General features: G+C 35.0%; 3 protein-coding genes. 2 read left to right on the plus strand and 1 reads right to left on the minus strand.

The features are described from left to right. Nucleotides 1-1,462 (minus strand): Ni-sirohydrochlorin a,c-diamide synthase (gene cfbB, locus ACKI67_RS07020; protein WP_407462751.1); only part of this gene is annotated, 1,462 nt, incomplete at its 3' end. 257 nt (nucleotides 1,463-1,719) lie between these two features. On the opposite strand from cfbB, the gene ACKI67_RS07025 reads away from it, so the two are divergent. Beyond that, on the plus strand, nucleotides 1,720-2,835 hold the full coding sequence (locus ACKI67_RS07025) for a radical SAM protein (protein WP_407462752.1): 1,116 nt from the start codon (nucleotides 1,720-1,722) through the stop codon (nucleotides 2,833-2,835). Between the two features lie 99 nt (nucleotides 2,836-2,934). Then, entirely contained in the window at nucleotides 2,935-4,470 is a 1,536-nt protein-coding gene (locus tag ACKI67_RS07030) for a 2-isopropylmalate synthase (RefSeq protein ID WP_407462753.1), read from the plus strand. Nucleotides 4,471-4,579 lie beyond the last annotated feature (109 nt).

The following is a 4,579-nucleotide window of genomic DNA, read 5'->3' on the forward strand; positions in this document are numbered from 1 at the left end:
ACAGAACGACATGGCTACGATCCGACTTCAACTCAGAAATATTTCTGGTGAAATTGTATCCGAAGTTAGGATGTGAACATGCATGAATATGAATATAGTTAGCTAAAGTGTTCCTAACACTTACACCATCCATATTATTCAATACACCTCTACCCCTCAATACATCAAAGACAAGACCTTTTGTACTGTCAATGTTGAGTTTGGTGTAATGGAACTCATGAGCTCTGAATACATCGCCTTCATCAGAAATAAGGTTATCCTGATTTGAACGTGCAACAACATAATTCAATCCTTGAACTTTAGGAGTCATCTCAGAACTGTAAGGTATTGCATTCACCATATCCAAACCGTCTATGGATTTGGATAGATAGATCAATCCACCGCATTCCCCATAAATAGGCCTATCCTCATTGTGGAATTTGTTGATTGATTTCAACATGGATTCATTTTCAGATAAATCCTTCTTAAAGACTTCAGGATATCCTCCACCAATATAAAGAGCATCAACATCTGGGATTTCCTCATCCTTGTATGGACTGAATGGAACAATCTTGGCACCATTTTCTTCAAGGGATTCCAAAGTCTCCTTATAGTAAAATGTGAATATCTCATCTATTGCAACACCAATCTTCAAAGGAGTCTTATTGCCTGTTTTCCATAATTCTCCCGGTTTGGCACCGTTGGTGACTTCAAGTTCAATAGCTTCATTATGGTGCTTGTTAAACTCATCTTCATGTTCTTCGAAGGCCTTATTCATATTGTCCTTTACAGTTGATTTACTGCTTGTTTTCATTATGCTTTTTAGAGCATCCAAGTCTATATATTCCTCTGCAATCTTACCCCAAAGTTCAATGTTTCTATTGATCTTCTCCTTTTCAAGAGCAGGAACCAAACCTAAATGTCTCTCTTCAACTGCAATTTCCTCATTACGTGGAATGCCACCGATAACTGGAACTTTTGCTAATTTTTCAACAGACTCTTTAGCCTTTAAATAATGTCTTTTACCCTTAACTTTATTTAAAATAACTCCTTCAATACGAATTTCAGGGTCAAGAGCTTTAAAGCCCAAAACAACCGCAGCTGCACTTTTAACCAAACTGCGAGAATCCATAAGCAATACTACTGGTGCATCTAAAGCTTTTGCAATAGAGGCTGTATTTCCTATGTCGCTTATAGGGCTGATTCCTTCATATAAACCTCTCACTCCTTCTATGATTCCCATCTTGGAATTGGACTTTTTCAATCCCCTTTCAAAAGAGTTGATGATTTGGGATTCAGTCATGAAAAAGGAATCCAAATTCCTTGACACGTTACCAGTAGCGATAGTGTGGTAAGAAGGATCTATAAAATCCGGGCCAACCTTAAATGGTTGAACATTTTCATCTTGAAGTGCCTTCATGATTCCAGTAGAAATAGTAGTTTTTCCTACAGCACTTCCAGTTCCAGCAAGTACGACTTTCATATTATTACATTAGCATATATTTTATATAAAATTTTCTTAAAACACGAATGAATTATCTTAAATTAAAGATGATTTTTAAGAAAAATAATAAAAATAAGGGATTTTAGTAAAAAAAGTAATAATTAAAATTAGATTAGAATAAATATTTGTATCATATGTAGATTTTTATAATGTATTGTTAATATTTATAAATAACTATAAAGATATTATTAATTAATTAAAGAATAATAATTTGATGAATTGAAAAGAGGGAAAGAATGTCTACATTAGAAAAAATGCAAGTTTTGGCGGATAGTGCACAATATGATCTCTGCGATTATGTTAGCCATAGCAAGAGCTCTCAAGTAAATCTGCCAGGGATATATCATGCTACAGGACATAACGGATGCAAGATACCTCTTTTTAAAACCTTGATGACAAATAAATGTAAAAACGACTGCAAATATTGCATAAACCAAAGCAGACGTGATTTTACAAGACTTGAATTGAGTCCTGAAGAATTGTCAAGGGCATTCCTTCATTACTATAACAATGGATATGTCAACGGCCTTTTCTTAAGTTCAGGAATAGGCGATACCATAGACAACACAATGGAAAAGACCATAGAAACTGCAAGAATCCTAAGAAAAGACTATGGATATGATGATTATATACATCTTAAAATCATTCCAGGCGCCTCTAAAGATTCAATTAAAAGAGCGATGAGCTTAGCAAATAGAGTAAGTTTGAACATAGAGGCGGCAACAAAGGATGGCCTAAGCGAAATCACTTCCACAAAAGATTACAATAAGGACATACTGAAAAGATTGGACTGGATGAATGACATTGCAAAGAAAAATCCAGGATTTGCAAAATCCGGCCATACCACCCAACTGATAGTGGGAGCCAATGATGAGACAGACCTTGAAATCCTCAAGAGAATGGAAAGTCTCTATAAGAAAGTGGACCTTAGACGCAGCTACTTCAGTGCATTTTCACCTGTGGAAGGCACAGAGTTCGAGAAAAAGGAATCCTGCAATACAAACAGGACTGCAAAGCTTTACCATGCAGATGCATTGTTGAGCGATTATAAATTTGATGTTAAGGAACTTGTCTTTGATGATAATGACAAGCTCTACCTAAATGAGGATCCTAAGATTTTAGCTGCAAGAGAAATGGACATATTCCCTGTAGAAATAAACTATGCAACATATAAAAACTTGATTCGTGTCCCAGGAATAGGTCCAAAATCTGCAAGGAAAATCATGGCCATACGTAAAAACAAGCCATTCAAAAAACTTGAGGAACTCCAAAGAATAGGGGTTGTTGTGAAAAGGGCAGAACCTTACATTAAGTTGGATGGAAACTATCAAAGTGCCTTGGATAACTATTGATAGAACTGAAAAATTTTAAATAATAATTATTAAATAAAGATAATAAAAGAACATGACTAATAAACTTATAATTGATAAAATCAAAAAAGGAAGGGAAAAATGTTTGCTGTAAATATGGAAGAAGCGAAGAAGGAACTAAAAATCCCTGATAAAATCAAGATATTTGACACTACCTTAAGAGATGGTGAACAGGCTCCAGGTGTTGCTTTAACAGTAGACGAAAAAATCAGAGTGGCTCAAAAACTAGATGAACTTGGAGTTGACACCATAGAGGTAGGTTATCCTGCAGTATCCCAAGGTGAAATGGAATCTGCAAAAACCATTGGGGATTTAGGATTAGATGCAAAAATCAGTAGTCTTGCAAGGGTATTGGAAAAAGATATTGATGCCATTTTAGATTGTGATTTGGATTATGCACATTTATTCATAGGAACTTCACCGCTTCACAGAGATTATAAGCTGAAGAAGTCCAAGACAGAGATTATCAATCAAGCTGTTTCAGCAGTGGAATATGCAAAGGACCATGGACTTACAGTTGAGTTTTCAGCAGAGGATTCTACAAGAACAGAAATGAATTATCTGATAGAATTCTACAAGGCTGTTGAAGATGCAGGAACAGATATAATTAATGTTCCAGATACTGTAGGAATATTGACTCCAGTTACAACAAGACATTTGATTAGAACACTTAGAAAGAAACTCAACATGCCTATAAGCCTACACTTCCACAATGACTTTGGACTTGCTGTGGGAAATTCAATAATAGGAGTTGAAGAAGGTGCAAATCAAGTGCACTGTACCATAAATGGTATTGGTGAGAGAGCAGGAAATACATGTCTTGAAGAGCTCGTTGTAGGTTTGAAAATAGCATATGGTGCAAATATCAATGTGGATACAACCAAACTATTCAACACTTCAAATTTCATTGGATCAATTACAAACATAAAATTGCCTCCTCAAAAGCCAATTGTAGGAGAAAATGTGTTTACACATGAATCTGGAATACATGTTGATGGAATACTAAAGCATTCAGCAACATATGAACCTATACCTCCAGAAATGGTAGGCCACCACAGAAGAATAGCTCTTGGAAAACATACTGGTCGTGCCAGCATCAAATCCAAATTGGACTCATTCAACTTGGATGTTTCAGAAAAGCAGTTTGAAAACATCTATAATCAAGTAAAGACCCTTGGTGATAAGGGAATAAGCGTTACAGATGAAGACTTGAAATCAATCGTGATTACTGAACTTACTACAACAGGTAAGGAATACATCAAATTGCTTGGACTTAATGTGATGACTGGAGAATCCGTATCTGCAACAGCAACCCTAAAATTATCAATTGAGGGTGAGATTTTAGAAACTTCCCAAATTGGTGTCGGTCCAATTGATGCAGCGATTGGAGCTATCAAATCACTTGTAAAGGAAACAGTTGACATAACACTTGATGAGTACAGACTTGAAGCTATCACTGGCGGTACCGATGCTTTGGCAGAAACCTTCGTATTGGTTTCAGATAAAGATGGTCACAGAGCAACAGGAAGAGCTACAAGAGAAGATGTGATTCTTTCAAGTGTGGTTGCAGTTATCAACTCAATAAACAAGCTTTTGAACATTAAGGAAAATAGTTAAAATATTTAATTTTTTAAAATTATTTTTTTAATTGTTTTTTAACTTTTTTTATTTTTTTAATTATAATTTTTTTTTAATTATTTTTATAAATTTTTTTTATTTTTTTCAT

The organism is Methanobrevibacter sp. (assembly GCF_045577275.1).
GTDB lineage: Archaea > Methanobacteriota > Methanobacteria > Methanobacteriales > Methanobacteriaceae > Methanobrevibacter.

Coding starts and splice junctions, on each gene's coding strand:
- ACKI67_RS07025 (WP_407462752.1), top strand. CDS start 1,720: ATGTCTACATTAGAAAAAATGCAAGTTTTGGCGGATAGTGCACAATAT.
- ACKI67_RS07030 (WP_407462753.1), top strand. CDS start 2,935: ATGTTTGCTGTAAATATGGAAGAAGCGAAGAAGGAACTAAAAATCCCT.